Source organism: Thermodesulfobacteriota bacterium, from assembly GCA_040758155.1.
Taxonomy (GTDB): Bacteria; Desulfobacterota; Deferrimicrobia; order Deferrimicrobiales; family Deferrimicrobiaceae; genus UBA2219.
In genome coordinates, this window is sequence record JBFLWB010000144.1 from 1 (window position 1) to 14,138 (window position 14,138).

At 65.8% G+C, this 14,138-nt stretch carries 16 protein-coding genes; 10 read left to right on the forward strand and 6 right to left on the reverse strand.

What is annotated here, in order from left to right; genetic code table 11:
• Positions 1–353 precede the first annotated feature (353 nt).
• Positions 354–1,322, forward strand: a complete 969-nt coding sequence (locus tag AB1346_09890; protein MEW6720745.1) for an NmrA/HSCARG family protein — start codon at positions 354–356, stop codon at positions 1,320–1,322.
• A 51-nt stretch (positions 1,323–1,373) separates the two neighbouring features.
• Here AB1346_09890 and AB1346_09895 read toward each other — a convergent pair whose 3' ends face one another.
• Positions 1,374–2,207, reverse strand: a complete 834-nt coding sequence (locus AB1346_09895) for a rhodanese-like domain-containing protein (protein ID MEW6720746.1) — start codon at positions 2,205–2,207, stop codon at positions 1,374–1,376.
• A gap of 293 nt (positions 2,208–2,500) precedes the next feature.
• Between AB1346_09895 and AB1346_09900 the strand changes: the two genes are divergently transcribed.
• From AB1346_09900 to AB1346_09920, 5 genes are all read left to right on the forward strand, one after another.
• Positions 2,501–2,707, forward strand: a complete 207-nt coding sequence (locus AB1346_09900) for a hypothetical protein (GenBank protein ID MEW6720747.1) — start codon at positions 2,501–2,503, stop codon at positions 2,705–2,707.
• A 101-nt stretch (positions 2,708–2,808) separates the two neighbouring features.
• Positions 2,809–3,510 (forward strand): hypothetical protein, encoded by a 702-nt coding sequence (locus tag AB1346_09905; GenBank protein MEW6720748.1) that lies wholly within the window; start codon positions 2,809–2,811, stop codon positions 3,508–3,510.
• A gap of 36 nt (positions 3,511–3,546) precedes the next feature.
• Positions 3,547–4,824 carry a glycosyltransferase gene (locus AB1346_09910; GenBank protein ID MEW6720749.1) on the forward strand — a complete coding sequence of 426 codons (1,278 nt, stop codon included), beginning with the start codon at positions 3,547–3,549 and terminating at the stop codon, positions 4,822–4,824.
• 25 nt (positions 4,825–4,849) lie between these two features.
• Positions 4,850–5,428 (forward strand): DinB family protein, encoded by a 579-nt coding sequence (locus AB1346_09915; GenBank protein MEW6720750.1) that lies wholly within the window; start codon positions 4,850–4,852, stop codon positions 5,426–5,428.
• Positions 5,429–5,452: 24 nt separating this feature from the next.
• Positions 5,453–6,499 carry a trypsin-like peptidase domain-containing protein gene (locus tag AB1346_09920; protein MEW6720751.1) on the forward strand — a complete coding sequence of 349 codons (1,047 nt, stop codon included), beginning with the start codon at positions 5,453–5,455 and terminating at the stop codon, positions 6,497–6,499.
• Between the two features lie 4 nt (positions 6,500–6,503).
• On the opposite strand, the gene AB1346_09925 is transcribed toward AB1346_09920, so the two are convergent.
• Entirely contained in the window at positions 6,504–6,968 is a 465-nt protein-coding gene (locus tag AB1346_09925; protein MEW6720752.1) for a FecR domain-containing protein, read from the reverse strand.
• A gap of 145 nt (positions 6,969–7,113) precedes the next feature.
• On the opposite strand from AB1346_09925, the gene AB1346_09930 reads away from it, so the two are divergent.
• Positions 7,114–8,295 (forward strand): PQQ-dependent sugar dehydrogenase, encoded by a 1,182-nt coding sequence (locus AB1346_09930; protein MEW6720753.1) that lies wholly within the window; start codon positions 7,114–7,116, stop codon positions 8,293–8,295.
• Between the two features lie 78 nt (positions 8,296–8,373).
• Here AB1346_09930 and AB1346_09935 read toward each other — a convergent pair whose 3' ends face one another.
• Entirely contained in the window at positions 8,374–8,817 is a 444-nt protein-coding gene (locus AB1346_09935; protein MEW6720754.1) for an ester cyclase, read from the reverse strand.
• 335 nt (positions 8,818–9,152) lie between these two features.
• On the opposite strand from AB1346_09935, the gene AB1346_09940 reads away from it, so the two are divergent.
• Complete coding sequence (locus AB1346_09940; GenBank protein MEW6720755.1) at positions 9,153–9,548, forward strand: response regulator; 396 nt, start codon at positions 9,153–9,155, stop codon at positions 9,546–9,548.
• Between the two features lie 12 nt (positions 9,549–9,560).
• Here the strand turns inward: AB1346_09940 and AB1346_09945 are convergent, their stop codons facing one another.
• Together AB1346_09945 and AB1346_09950 are read right to left on the reverse strand one after the other, a co-directional pair.
• On the reverse strand, positions 9,561–9,863 hold the full coding sequence (locus AB1346_09945; protein MEW6720756.1) for an MTH1187 family thiamine-binding protein: 303 nt from the start codon (positions 9,861–9,863) through the stop codon (positions 9,561–9,563).
• Positions 9,864–9,924: 61 nt separating this feature from the next.
• A complete protein-coding gene (locus AB1346_09950; GenBank protein MEW6720757.1) occupies positions 9,925–10,659 on the reverse strand; it encodes a Crp/Fnr family transcriptional regulator in 735 nt (244 codons plus the stop codon).
• Positions 10,660–10,804: 145 nt separating this feature from the next.
• Here AB1346_09950 and AB1346_09955 point away from each other — a divergent pair, with 145 nt between their 5' ends.
• Positions 10,805–11,713: a phosphosulfolactate synthase gene (locus AB1346_09955; protein ID MEW6720758.1), complete on the forward strand. Its 909-nt coding sequence runs from the start codon at positions 10,805–10,807 to the stop codon at positions 11,711–11,713.
• Positions 11,710–13,107 carry an MmgE/PrpD family protein gene (locus tag AB1346_09960; protein MEW6720759.1) on the forward strand — a complete coding sequence of 466 codons (1,398 nt, stop codon included), beginning with the start codon at positions 11,710–11,712 and terminating at the stop codon, positions 13,105–13,107. The genes AB1346_09955 and AB1346_09960 overlap by 4 nt, the downstream gene beginning before the upstream one ends.
• A gap of 6 nt (positions 13,108–13,113) precedes the next feature.
• On the opposite strand, the gene AB1346_09965 is transcribed toward AB1346_09960, so the two are convergent.
• On the reverse strand, positions 13,114–14,097 hold the full coding sequence (locus AB1346_09965) for a DUF523 and DUF1722 domain-containing protein (GenBank protein ID MEW6720760.1): 984 nt from the start codon (positions 14,095–14,097) through the stop codon (positions 13,114–13,116).
• Between the last annotated feature and the right edge of the window lie 41 nt (positions 14,098–14,138).

Below are 14,138 nucleotides of genomic sequence, written 5' to 3' on the forward strand. Positions count from 1 at the left end.
GTCCGGACGTCGGCGTGGTGGCGAACACGTGGAAGGGGAGCGTCGGGTCCGCAAGGGGAGTGGAGGAACCCCCTCCCCCTCCGCAGCCCGCAAGAACGACAAGGCAGAGGAAAACGGCGACTCTCTTCACACACCCACCTTTCCATCCAGGAGCCCTGAAAGTGACCCCTTCAGTTCAATCGGAATATTTACTGATAGTAAAGCATACCATTCGTCTTATCGGCCAATCGAGGTTTTTTCTTCAAACCGGAATCTTATCTGATTCCTGCCGGATCGTACATTTATCGACGTTGGTTCCGTTGTGGGGTCAACCGTTGCGAATAGGTGTCCGGACATAAAAAAGGAGGCAAAAAGTGGCGAGGATCATCGCTGTTGTCGGGGCGACGGGAGCCCAGGGAGGCAGCCTGTGCCGCGCCGTCCTTGGGGACACGAAGGGCGAGTACAAGGTGCGCGCCCTCACCAGGAATCCTGAATCCGAAAAGGCCAGGGAGCTGAAAAAGCTGGGCGCCGAAGTCGTCCCGGCCGACCTCGACGACGTTGAGAGCCTGAAGAAGGCGTTCCATTGCGCCCATGCGGCATACTGCGTCACTCCGTTCTGGGAGCACATGTCCCCGGAGAAAGAGAAGGCCCAGGCGAAGAACATGGCCGAAGCGGCGAAGGAAACCCACGTCGGCCATGTCATCTGGTCCACGCTCGAGGACACCCGCAAGTGGGTGCCGCTGCACGACGACCGGATGCCGACCCTGATGGGGAACTACAAGGTGCCACATTTCGACGCCAAGGCGGAGGCGGACCGCTACTTCGCGGATCTCGGCCTTCCGGTGACGTACCTGTTGGCCTCCTTCTATTGGGAAAACATGATCTATTTCGGGATGGGGCCCAAGGTCGACCCCGAAGGGGAGCTGGCGATCGCGTTTCCGCTGGGGGACAGGAAAATGGCCGGCATCGCCATCGACGACATCGGGCGGTGCGCCTACAACATCATCCGGAACAAGGCGGAGTACGTCGGCAGGACCGTCGGCATCGCCGGGGATCACCTGACCGGGGAAGAGATGGCCGCGGCGCTCGCTCGCGCGCTCGGCCGGAAGATCCGGTACGATGCGATCTCTCCCAACGCGTACCGTCGGCAGGGGTTCCCGGGCGCCGAGGAACTCGGGAACATGTTCCAGTTCTATCGCGACTGCGAAAGCGCATTCTGCGGTGCCCGGGATCTCGCGGTCGCCAGGCGCATCCATCCCGGGATGATGACGTTCGACGCCTGGCTTGCGGAAAACGCGCATCGGATCCCCATCGAGGAGCGGAAAAAGGCGTCGGGTGAATGAGCGCGCGACGGATCCGGCCCCCCGGGCTCCCGCGCCCGGGGGGCAAACCGGTTATCCCGGCGGCATCCGTTCCAACAGATCGGACAACTTCTGAAGGTGGGCACGCTCCTCCTCGGCAAGGGTGAGGAACACCTTCCGCGAATCGGCGTCGGAGACCGCCCTCCCCATCTTGACGTAGCGGTCCATTGCGTTCGCTTCCACAGAGATCAGGATATCCAGCGCACCCCGGATCGACTTCCCCCGTACACGGGCCAGCGTGGAATCGACGCGGGACCCGTCCTCCAGGAAGTCGCCGGCGGCAATCCCTTCCGGCGGGGCGAGTGGGCCTGCCTTCCGCGTCACGCGCGCGTGCAGCTCCGCCAGCGTCGCTTTGTGATTTTCCTCCGCCCGCACCAGGGAACGGAACAGCGATGCCGCGGCGCCTTCCCCCGCGTCCGCGGAGAGGCGTTCGTAGAAGGCGCGGTTCCCTTCCTCGAGGGCCCAGGACAGGGAGATCAGCTCTTCGGCCCCCGAGGCGCGGGAGAAGTAGACGAGTCCCTCCTCGTACCCCCCTTCCGCGACGAGACCGTTCCACGCATTGATCCCGCCGGACATGCTGGACACCGGCGAGAAGCCGGCCTCTTCGAGGATCGACGCCGCGGCGCGGCTCCGGACGCCGGCCCCGCAGTACGTGATGGTCGGCCGGGACCGGTCGAGCTCGCCCAGGCGGTTCGGGATCTCGGCCAACGGCATGAGAACGGCCCCCGGCAGGTGGCCGGCTTCGTATTCGTGTGGCTGGCGGACGTCCACGAGGTTCAGGGAGTCCGCGCTCCGGTTCCGGAGGAAGTCGCGTACCTCCTCCGCGGTCATCGTGGAAACGGGCTTGAAGTAGTCGAACAGTCCCACGGCGCTCCTCCTTGAAGAACCGGATGTTTCCGCATGCCGTCCATTATACTTGGCAGGAGGGGGAATAATTTTCCCAATGTGAGGACGGCATTTCCGGGCGGGCGGAATTTTATAAAAACAATAAACGTAAAATCGGATAGTTGCATCATAAAGGTGATGGAACACCTTTTGCGAGGCCCCATAGGGCGGTCTTTGTGCGCGGGAGGCGCGGAAAGCGGTTTTCGAAAGGGGCGCAGGTGATCGGGGGCATTGTATCGACGAGGGGTGTCCGGGAACGGACGGGCGCCCTTGCCTTGAAGGCCCGGCGTGGCTCCGCATCACCCGCGCGCGCTCCCGAGGCGGAAGATTTTTCCGGAGCGGTCCGGGACCGCGATTTCCGCCTGGAAATCTCCCTCAACGATTTCGGTCTGGAGAAGGCTTACGGAAGGTTCCTCAGAGACAGGCTCTATCTTGTCTGCATCCCCCCCGTTTCGGGCGGCCTCGTCGATCTCTACGTCTGATTCCGCGCGGTCCCTTCCGCGGTAAATAGCTGTAATCACTTGATAAATAAAGGCATTCCAAAGGCTTGACGCCGGGGTCGGGCGGGCGGGACAATGTAGAAATGCGGGAAAGGAACGGGTTCCGGTACATCATCAAGGTGTTCGAGGCGCAGTGGGACCGTCTGCACGACGAGACCGTCAAGCCGTTCTTCGAGCAGCTCAAGCGGGACACCGAGGAGTGCTACGCCCGCCGGAACGGGTACAAGCGCGACCGCCCCGGCCACGACGCGCTGTTCAGCTATATCGTTTTCCAGAACGCGGAGGGGTTGAAATCGGCGCTGTACGGCCACGACCAGGGAGCCGACAACCGGGCGAAGATCGCTTATTTCGCATGCCACGGGAAGCGGGGGGCGATCAGCGCGGTGCAGGACATCAGCCGGACGAAGCTGAAGAACATCCTGTCCCCGCTGACCAGCTACGACGGCCTTTACCTCGGAGCCTGCGACTTCGTCAACCGGAAGACGGCCGAGGTGCTGCTCGGCGGGACCCCGCACCTTAAGTGGGTCGCGGGATACGAGAACTGGACGCCCTGGCTGGAAGGCATGCTGTGCGACCTGATGTTCTTCCGACTCCTGCTGAGCGGACGGTTCATCCGCCCGAACTGCAAGGCGCGGTGGGATCCGTACAAGCGCCCGGAGGACGTCGCCCTGGAAATGTACGGGCTGTTCCCGACGGCGCGCGATCTCCGGTTCTCCCTGTTCTACCGTTCCAGGGAACGCATCTGCTCCACGCTGGAGGATCACCAGGAGGGCAGCATAGGGTAGACCGCCCGTTTCCGGGAGGCCCGGATGAATCTCCTGATGGCGACGAATACGTTCTCCCCGTACGTGGGGGGGCTCGTCCGGTCGATAGAGGCGTTCACCTCCGAATTCCGCCGCCGCGGGCATCGCGTTCTCGTGGTCGCTCCCGCGTACCCCGGCTCCCCGAAAAAGGAGGCCGGGGTGGTCCGGATCCCGTCCATCCGGAGGTTCAACGGGAGCGATTTCTCCATCGGCCTGCCCATACCGGGCTTCCTCTACCATGCGCTCGAGGATTTCCGGCCCGAGATCGTCCATTCCCATCATCCGTACGTGCTCGGCGACATGGCGCTCCGGATCTCCGCCTCCCGGAACATCCCCCTGGTGTTCACGCATCACACGATGTACGAAATGATGGCGCATTACGTCGTGGGCGATTCCCCGGCGATGCGCCGGTTCGTCGTCGAGCTCTCCACGGGGTATGCGAACCTCTGCGACCGCGTCATCGCCCCGAGCGGGAGCACCGCCAGGATCCTCCGCGAGCGCGGCGTGACGGCCCCCATCGGAGTGATCCCCACGGGTGTGAACCCGGAACGGTTTCGCCGCGGCGACCGGGACGGCTTCCGCGCGGAGATGGGGATCCCCGCGGGCGCCTTCGTCGTCGGACACGTCGGCAGGCTGGGGCCGGAGAAAAACCTCGGGTTCCTCGTACAGGCCGTGACCGGGTTCCTCGCCGTCCACCGGACCGCCCGCTTCCTGGTCGTCGGCGCGGGACCTTCGGAGGCGGAAATCCGGGACCGGTTCGAGCGGTGCGGGATGACCGGCCGCCTCCACTACGCGGGGGTCCTCCGCGACGGGAAGCTCGCCGACGCCTACCATGCGATGGACGTGTTCGCCTTCTCGTCGCGGAACGAGACGCAGGGAATGGTCCTCACCGAGGCGATGGCGTCCGGGGTGCCCGTGGTCGCCGTGGACGCGCCCGGGGTCCGCGAAGCGGTGGAGGACGGCCGGAACGGCTTCCTGCTTTCCGAGATGAGCCTGCCGGCATTCACCGACGCTTTGCTCCGTGCGTCCCGCCTGCCGCCCGCGGATTTCCACCGGATGAGGGAGGCCGCGCGGGAAACTTCTCTTCGCTACTCGATCCACCGGTGCGCCGAAGATGCGCTCCGCCTGTACGAAAACGTCCTCGAGGAGCGGAGCCGTGGCCGGGTCGCGCGCATCAAACCATGGGCGCGTAGGATCGGGCAGGAAAGGATGCTCTGGAGGAACCGGGCGCTCGCCGCGGTGGCGGCCCTCTCGTCCCGGAGGGGAATGGAGGATGCGGGCGCCGCCGTGCGCTGACATCTCGAAAGGAGCGGCGAAAGGGATGAAAAAGGAGAGCGGCAGGGCCATCGCATTGCTGCGGGAGCAGCTCCGTTCCGCGTGGGAAACCATGGAGGGCACCTTCCAGGACGTGTCTCCAGAAATCGCGCAGTGGATCCCGCCGGGGACCGCGCTGCCGATCGGCGCGGCGTATGCGCACGTGGTGCTGTCCATGGACGAGGTCGTGAACCGCATGGTCCGGGGGGAGCGCCCGTTGCGCGCCGGCGCGTTCGCGGGGAAGACCGGGTTGTCCGAGCTCGGCCCGGGGATGGATCCCTCCGTTCCCCCGCCCGCCTCCCCGGAGGAGTGGGGGCGCGCCTTCGCGGAGTGGAGCCGGCGCGTCCGGGTCGATCTGCCGGCGCTGCGGGGATACGGGGCCGCGGTCACGGCGGCGACGGACGCGTGGCTGGCGACGCTGTCCGAAGAGGACCTGGAGCGCCCCGTGGACATGTCGGCGGAGGGGATGGGAATCGTCACTCTTGCGTTTGTCCTGAACAACGTCGTGATCGGCCACACCTTCTGCCACACGGGTGAGATATCTGCGCTCAAGGGAGTCCGGGGGTTGAAGGGATATCCGTTCTGAAGCGGGCGGAAGGAGGCGGAAGGGATGTCGAAGGCGGATCCCCGGAAACTGCTGTGGGCATCGGAAACGCCGGAAGGGGAAGCGGCTCCGGCCGGCCGGTGCGAGGTGGGCCCTTCCGGCAGGTCGGACACGGAGCTCCTGGACGCGTATTCGCGCGCCGTCACCGGCGTCGTGGAGGCGGTCGGGCCCGCGGTCGTCAGCGTGAACGTCGGGAGGGACGCGCCGGACGGGAGCGGAGTGGAGCCGATCGGCGCGGGGTCGGGCGTCCTGCTGACGCCCGACGGGTATGTCCTCACCAATCACCATGTGGTCCAGGAGAGCGGCAGGGTCCTCCTGACGCTCATGGACGGGACGCGTCTGGGCGCGGTCGCCGTCGGCTCGGACCCTCCGAACGATCTGGCGGTCGTGCGCGCCAACGGCTCGGGACTTCCCTATGCGGCCCTCGGCGATTCCTCCGCGCTCAAGGTGGGGCAGCTCGTCATCGCCATCGGGAACCCGCTGGGGTTCCAGTCGAGCGTCTCCACAGGGGTCGTCAGCGCCACGGGGCGCGCAATGCGCAGCCGCGATCACCGGCTGATCGAGAATGTCATCCAGCACACGGCCCCTCTGAACCCGGGAAACTCCGGCGGGCCGCTGGTGGACTCGCGGGGGCGCGTCGTCGGGATCAACACGGCGATCATCGCCGCCGCCCAGGGGATCGGCTTTGCGGTGCCTTCCAACACGGCGCGCCACGTGGTGTCGCAGATCCTGGCGCACGGCAGGGTCCGCAGGGGGTATCTCGGCATCACCGGGCGGAGGAGGGAGATCGAGCGGCGCATCGTCCGCCACCTGGCGCTTTCGAAGGAGTCGGGGGTGGAGGTGATGACGCTGGACCCCGACGGCCCGGCGGGGGTCGCGGGGATCGTCTCGGGGGACATCGTTCTCGGGATGAACGGGAAGCCGGTGGAAAGCGTCGACGACCTCCACCGCCTCCTGTCGGAAACGGAAGAGAGATACCTCGCGCGGATCGAACTGCTGCGGGGCGCCGAGCGCAGGACCGTGGAGGTCCTGGTGGGGGAGTCGAAGGAGTGATCCGTCAGTTCGGGACGGGATCCCCCGCCTTCACGACGAAGCAGGTCCCCCGGATGCCGATGGTGGCCGTGGGGGTTTCGAACCGGACCGATTCCGGAGAAAGCTTTCCGATCAGCCCGGACATGTAGGCCATGGTGCCCCGGGCGAGACGGGCGAAAAGGGCCATCCTGCCGTCGGCGGGCGAGAAGAGGAACTTACCGATGACCATGTCGCTTCGAGGCCCGAGGGAGAGACTCGAGTTGTCGCGCAGGATGACTCCCACCGAGCCGTCGGCTCCCGTCCTCAAGATGTCCCCCATTTCGATCCTGGAGCCCACGGCGGCGGGAAAGCTTTTCTCTCCGCGGATGATGCTCGCCTCGCCCTTCGATACCCGGACGATCCCGATCGTGTCTTCCCGTGGCGGGGACGCGCCCCACGAGACGATCGGCAGCGCCGCCAGCAGGACCGTAGCCAACAGGAATCGTCTCATCCCATCCCTCCGGCGGGATCCGGGCGGCATGCCTCGTTCCATCTATTCCGCCCGTTCCCACGGAAGGATCTTGAAAAAAATGTGCCAAGCGGTCCGAAACGCGAATACTCGTTAAAACGCAGGCTTACGAGAGCGAGGGGCAGGGATGAAAACAAATAACGGCAAGCCGGCAGGACCGTTTCCCGAAAAAAGCCGAAAAACGTCACATCCCCCCGGGATCCTCGCCCTGCCCGCGGCCGTAGTCGCCCTGTCCATCCTCTGGTCCGCCGGATGCCTCGCGAAAACGCCTGCGCCCATGGGGGAGATCCGGCTGCCGCCGGGATTTTCGATCTCCCTGTACGCCTCCGTGCCCAATGCCCGGTCGATGACCCTCGGAGACGGGGGAATCCTCTACGTGGGGACGCGGAGAGGGGATGGATCGGTCTACGCGGTGCTTCCGGAGAAATCGGCGGACGGGACGCGGCGCGTCGTACGGATCGCGCGGGGGCTGAACACTCCCAACGGCGTGGCGTTCCGCGACGGCGCGCTGTACGTCGCGGAGATCCGCCGCGTTCTCCGGTACGACGGGATCGGCGCCCGCCTCGACAATCCGCCGGAACCGGTCGTCGTGAACGACGGGTTTCCGGCCGACAAGCACCACGGATGGAAGTTCATCCGTTTCGGCCCGGACGGGCTGCTGTACGTTCCCGTCGGAGCGCCGTGCAACGTCTGCGACCGGGACGACCCGCGGTTCGCGTCGATCCTGCGGATGCGCCCCGACGGGAAAGGGCTGGAGGTCTTCGCGCGGGGCGTGCGCAACACGGTCGGCTTCGACTGGAATCCCGCCACGAAGGAGCTCTGGTTCACCGACAACGGCCGCGACTGGCTCGGAGACGACATCCCGCCGGACGAACTGAACCGCGCATCGAAGCAGGGGCTCCATTTCGGCTTCCCCTACCTGCACGGGAATACGGTGCGCGATCCGGAACACTGGGAAAACCGGGGGAGCAGGGAATTCACCCTCCCGGAATGGGAGCTTCCCGCCCACGTCGCCTCGCTCGGGATGCGGTTCTACACCGGAGAGATGTTTCCGAAGGAATACCGGGGGCAGATCTTCATCGCGGAGCACGGCTCCTGGAACCGTTCGGTCCCTCAGGGGTACAGGGTCTCCCTGGTCCGCCTCTCGGGGGGCAGGGCGGTCGCGTACGAAACGTTCGCCGACGGGTGGCTCCGGAAAGGGGAGGCGTGGGGGCGCCCCGTCGACCTCGAAGTGATGCCCGACGGCTCCCTCATGGTATCGGACGACATGTCCGGATCGATCTACCGGATCGCATACGGGGGAAAATGAAGAAGGAAGCGGCCGTCCGGCCGCGCCCGGCGCGGCGGAGATCCGCCTGCCGGGGCGACAGGGCCGGCCGCCGGTGCGTCAGGCGACCCTTTCCTCCGGCCTGAGCTCGATCTGCTTCTCCATAAGCGCCATGTCGAAGAGGTGGGTGACCGATTCCACCGTTCCCTCCTCCCCGACATCGACCGTCATGGTCACGGGGACGTCGATCTTCTTCCCGGTCGGGAAGATCGTCCCCCCCGGCGTGTCGATCGGACCTTCGTGGGTCCCGGTCCACTTCAAGATGAAGCTCGCGGTCTTGCCGTAGTCCGACATGTCCTTGATCTCTATCTTCGAATCGGGGAAAGAGGCTCCCCATTCCTGCATGATGGTCATGAACCTCTTGATGCCGTGCGTTTTCCTGCGCGTGGGAATCTCGTCCAGGACGATCCTCCAGTCGGACAGGGCCCACAACCCGGCCCAGTCCTTCTTCGCGTACGCTTCAACGAACGCCTTCGCGATGTCGACCGGCAACTTCTCCGACATTTCGTCCTCCTGACGCCTCTTGAGATGTCATGGTCACGGATTGACGGCTCGCCGATACCTCAAAATAGGATTATTCTCGATATCGCAACGGTTCGGTCTAAACCCGCATTTCTCTCCAGCCTCCTACTGCGGCGGCGGATACGGGCATGTCTACTGCGTTGCGCTCGGTCGGGCTCCTCGACGCACTTTCAAGTGCGCCTCCGGGGCCCTCGGTCGCGACGCCTTGTAGCCACGCCCGTCTCCACCGCCTCGCTACGGACGCTGGTGAGAAATGCGGGTTTTAAAGTTTTCCGGTGTCTTGCCGATGAATCATCCGGACCGGAAGGAGGCCATCCTTGGGATCCGAGGGGAAGCGAAAAGTCCTGTTGATGGACGACGAGGAAATGGTGAGGTCGGTCGTCGGAGAAATGCTGAAGATGTTCGGTCACGAGGTGGAGTTCGCCAGGGACGGTAAGGAAGCCATCGACCTGTACGTGAAGGCGAAGGAATCCGACCAGCCCTTCTCCGCGGTGATCGTCGACCTGAACGTCCCCGGCGGGATGGGGGGGAGGGAGGCCGTGGAGGAGCTCCGCAGGATCGACTCCGGCCTGAAAGCCGTCGTCTCCAGCGGTCATTCGAGCGACCCCGTCGTGACGAACTACCGGGAATACGGCTTCGACGCCGTGATCTCCAAGCCGTTCCGCGTCTCGGATCTCGGCGACACCCTGCGGATGCTGGATTGCGGGCCCTGACGCCCCGCCGCGCTAACTCTCCAGCTTTTCCCTGACGGCCTGCAGTTTCCCCTCGATCGTTCCCTTCTTGTCGCGCCGGTCGTCGATCCGGATCGAGGTCGACACCCGCATGGCCCCTTCGCCGAAGGGCTGCTCGTGCATTTTCCTGAGGACGGGCAGGATCGCGTCGAGGTCGCCCTCGATGATCGTTCCCATCGCGGTCAGCTCGTGCTTGAGACCGCTGTCGCGGAGCACCCGCTCCACCCCGGCCACAAAGCGGGAAACGCTCGGCGTGGCGGTCCCGAGCGGGACCACGGTGACGAATACGACGGCCATGGACGACCTCCGTTCCGATCGGTTTTCCTGGAAATGTATCATGAATCGCGGCCGGGCATTCCTACCCCCGCCGGGACGGCTTCCGCCGCGCGGCGGCGCTCCCGCGGGCGCCGGGCGTCTCCTGCCCGCGGATGAACCGGGCGAGGCGGCCCACGTTCACCCGAAGGTACTTCCCGTCGCGGCGGGCCATCCCCATCCTGCGGAACCTGCCGAGCTGCGTCGTCACGGTTTCCCGCGTGGTGCCGATCAGGTTCGCAAGCTCTTCGTGGGTCAGGCGGACCGCGATCTCCGTGCCTCCCGGGGCCTTCACGCCGTGCTCCCCGGCGAGCCGCAGGAGGATCCTGGCCAGGCGGTGATAGGACCAGGTGTGGCCGAAACTCGCGTACTCCTGCTCGACCTTCGCGAGGCGCCTGGAAAGGATGCGGATGAAATTCATGGAGAACGCGGGGACCGTCGCCAGCAGTCGCTCGAGCGCGCGCCTGGGAAGGGCGGCGACCTCGGAGTCCTTCCCGGCGAGGGCCGTGAACGTCCGCCGGTCCTCGGAGAACAGGAGCTCCCCGAAGATCGCGCCGGGCGGGAGCATGTGAAGGATCGTCTCCGTTCCGCGCCCGGAATGGGAGACCAGCTTGACCATCCCATCCTTCACGATGAAGAGCGCGTCGCCGGAATCTCCCCGCTCGAAGATCACGCGGCCCTTCGGATATTTCCGTTCCGTGAACAGGGGGAGGATCCTGTCCAGCTCCGCCTTCTCCATCCCGAGGAACAGGTCGTTCGCCGTGATGACGGAAAGCCCCATGGAATCCAATTTATCGCCCTTCCGGGGGAAGAGCAATCCGGTCGGGGGCTATCATCCGGAATTGTGAAAGGTTTCACAGAACGGTTCCTGCGCGGAGAATTACGCTTTCCTTATGCAGACGCCATGAAGGCGAAAGGGGATCGCGATGGAAAACGAAAGCGGGAGAGGATTCGGCTCCCTTTACATAAACGAAAGGGAAGGCAAGCCGCGGAAAAGGGGAGTGACGGAGATCCGGGGTCCGTATTACACGCCCCTCGGGAAGCGGGCGCTCCAGGACATCCTGGAAACGATGGGCGAGTACGTGGACATCTTCAAGTTCAGCGGCGGCTCTTTCGTCCTCATGCCGGAGAAGTCGGTCCGCGACCTGATCGATCTCTGCCACGGGGACGACGTCCTCGTGTCCACGGGCGGGTTCATCGAGCACGTGCTGACGATGGGGCCGGATGTCGTGGACCGGTACCTCGAGGAGTGCCGGCGGGTGGGATTTGACATCGTGGAGGTATCTTCGGGGTTCATCTCGATCCCCGACGACGACCTCGTCCGCCTCGTTGAGAAGGTCCGCGGGCTCGGGATGCTGCCGAAGCCCGAGGTCGGGATCCAGTTCGGGGCCGGCGGCGCAAGCCCCGCCGCGGAGCTGGAAGCCGAGGGGGTGGCGGACCCGGACCGGGCGATCCGCCAGGCGAAGCGGTACCTGGACGCGGGGGCCCACCTGGTGATGATCGAGTCGGAGGGGATCACCGAAAACGTCAAGGCATGGCGCACCGGCGTCCCGGCCCGGTTCATCCGGGAGCTCGGGCTGGAAAACGTGATGTTCGAGGCGGCCGACCCGGACGTGTTTTCCTGGTACGTGAAGTCGTACGGCCCGGAGGTGAACCTGTTCGTGGACCACTCCCAGATCGTGCAGCTCGAATGCCTGCGCTCCGGTATCTGGGGAACCGCGGGAACGTGGGGCCGCGTGGTCACCTATAAAGTGCCCGCGAGAGGGCGCGCGGCGCCCGCGGCGGGCGTGCGGCAGCTGAAGGTCGCGGCGAAGGTCCGGGGGAAGGCGGCATGAGCCCCCGGGGCGGGGCCGATTCGGCCCGTCTTCTCCACGGGCGGACGCGGCTCCAGGAACTGTCGACGTTCGTGCACCGGGCGGAATGGGACGGCATCTCCCGCGCCGCCCGGAAGGCGCTCAAGATCAGAGTGCTCGATTCCCTCGGGTGCGCCTGGGGCGCCATGGAGGCCGGACCGATCCGGAAGATCCGGCGGCACGTGGCGGAGTTCGGCGGCAAGCCGCTCTGCACGCTCATCGGGGGCGGCCGGACGTCGCCCGACCGGGCTGCGTTCTACAATTCCGCTCTGATCCGCTACCTCGATTTCAACGACAGCTACCTCGCGAAGGGGGAGACGTGCCACCCCAGCGACAACCTGGGGGCCGTGCTGGCGGCGGCGGAATACGCGGGGATCTGCGGGAGAGAGCTGCTCGCCTCCCTCGCGGCGGCGTACCAGGTGCAGTGCCGCCTGTCGGACGTCGCCCCGCTGCGCGCCCGCGGTTTCGACCACGTCACGCAGGGCGTCATCGCCGCGGCGGCGGGGGCGGGGAGGGCCCTGTCGCTCGACGAGGAACAGCTGGCGAACGCCCTGGCGATCGCGGCGACCGCGAACAACGCGGTGCGCGCCACCCGGACGGGGGAGCTCTCCCACTGGAAGGGGCTGGCCGCCCCCAACGCGGCGTTCAACGGGCTGCGCGCCGCCTTCCTCGCGAAGGAGGGGATCACCGGGCCCGCCGGCGCCTTCGAGGGGCCGAAAGGGTGGATGCAGGTCGTCTCCGGGCCGTTCGAGATCGATTGGGAGGGCGAGGGGCTGGAGCGTGTGAGCCGCACCGTCCTGAAGAAATACAACGCGGAGATCCACTCCCAGTCCGCGATCGAGGGGCTGCTCGGCATGATGGAGGCGGAGCGGTTCACGGGCCGGCAGATCGCGCGGATCCGCGTGGAGATCTTCGACGTCGCCTTCCTGATCATCGGGGGAGGCGCCGAGGGGGACAAGACGGTCGTGCGGACGAAGGAGGAGGCAGACCACAGCCTTCCCTACATCCTGGCCGTGGCCGCGCTGGACGGGGAGGTGACCCCCGCGCAATATGCGCCGGAGCGGATCCTGCGGGACGATGTCCAGGAGCTTCTCCGGAAGGTGGAGGTCGTGCCGGATCCCGTCTTTTCCGCCCGTTTTCCGGAGGAGCATGCCTGCCGCCTGACCGTCGCCCTGAGAGACGGCCGGATCCTCACCCGGGAGAAGACCGACTACGAGGGTTTCCACACCCGGCCGATGTCCATGGACGGGGCCGCCGGGAAGTTCCGCCGGGTCGCGGACGGCTCTCTGGATCCCGCGCGGATGGAGTCCGTCATCCAGGCGGTTTCCGGGATGGAGAACCTCACGGCGAGGGAGCTGGCCGGCTTTCTCGTGTAGCCGCGCTCACACGTGGTTGCGCAGCATCAGCTCGACGGGGTGGGGATGGAGGAAAACCTGCCGCTCCAGGTAGGGGACCCTGTACTTGCGGACGTAATGGTTGATCAGCGTGACGGGGACGATCAGCGGGATCATGCGGTTCCTGTACCGATCGACCACCTCGAGCAGCTCCTGCTTCTCTTCGTGCATCAGGAGCACCCGGAGATGCCCCATCATGTGGACGAGCACGTCGGCGCACCTGGCGGGGGTGGCGCGCTGCGCCAGCGCCTCCATCAGGAGCCGCTGGTAGCGTTCGTAGAGCTCGTCCGGAGGGAGATCCTTCGAGCGGCCCACGAGTTGCCCCATCTCGGTGTACCGCGTCCTCCCGTGGGCGAGGATCAGCATCTTGTGGTCGGTGTGGAACCCCGCGAGGTTCCCCCGGGACTTTCCCCTGCGAAGCGACTCGCGGAACCGGCGCAGGGTGAACATGCGCTCGATGAACATCTCCCGGAGGATCGGGTCCTGGAGCCGGCCTTCCTCCTCCACCGGGATCAGCGGGAAATGCTCCATGAACGCCTTCGTGAACAGCCCCGCGCCCACCTTGGCCGGGACTCCGTCCGCGCCGAACACCTTGACGCGCTCCATCCCCGAGGTCGGCGAGTCCTTCTTGCAGATGTAGCCGCTCAGGTCGGACTCCTCGAGGTTCCGCAGCTTCTTCCGGCCGTAGGACAGCATCAGGTCGGTGAAATCCGTACCCGTCCCCGCCCCGACAAGCCGGGGGGCGTCCGGGTTCCCCTTCAGGCGCATGGCCTCCCTCGGGACCGGGAAGCCGCACTCCACTTCAGGGCACACGGGGACGAATTCCACGAACCGGCCCAGCGTCTCCGTGAGGAAGGGATCCCTCTTGTGACTGCCGTCGTAACGGACCTTCTCGCCCAGCAGGCAGGAGCTGATCAGGATCCGGATCGGCCCGCCCGGGGGATCCCTGCGCGAAGTCTCTTCGGTTTCCATTTAGTGCATTATAAACAACGATTCCCGCGTTGGTGTATTCT